General features: G+C 59.4%; 1 pseudogene. It reads left to right on the forward strand.

The window, feature by feature from the left end:
* Positions 1-8 precede the first annotated feature (8 nt).
* A pseudogene (locus tag ADIWIN_RS22385) lies at positions 9-555 on the forward strand (sugar-binding domain-containing protein).
* Positions 556-577 lie beyond the last annotated feature (22 nt).

Below are 577 nucleotides of genomic sequence, written 5' to 3' on the forward strand. Positions count from 1 at the left end.
CCCACGTTGTGCCGGTTGCCGATCTCGCTGATGAGCCTGAACGCCTCGATCAGGTCGCCAGAACCACCGCTCGAATCGTGACCGGGTGGTTCGATTCCGACATGATTATGGGCGTCGCCTGGGGAACCACCCTGGCGGCGATTGCACGCCATCTGGGGCAAGAAACCGACCCGCGGAAGTGCCATAGTGCAGCTCAACGGGGCGGCCAATGTGCGCACCTCAGGAGTCGAATATGCGGGCAACCTGATCGCGCGCTTCGGCGAAGCCTTCGACGCTCAGGTGCACCTATTCCCCGTTCCGGCATTCTTCGATTACGCCGAAACTCGCAACGCGATGTGGTCAGAACGGTCGATTGTGCGAGTGCTTGAATATCAACGTCGAGCTGACATCGCCCTGTTCTCAATCGGCGCGATCGCGGGTGAAGTTCCCAGCCACGTTTACTCGTCTGGTTACCTCGAAGCCGCCGACATTCAGACGCTCGATAGCGAAGGGATTGTCGGTGACGTGTGCACCATCTTCTTGCGCAAAGCGGCACCTATGAAGACCTCTCGATGAACGCACGTGCAACGGGACCAAC

Origin of the sequence: Winogradskyella psychrotolerans RS-3, from assembly GCF_000427335.1 — a bacterium.
GTDB lineage: Bacteria > Bacteroidota > Bacteroidia > Flavobacteriales > Flavobacteriaceae > Winogradskyella > Winogradskyella psychrotolerans.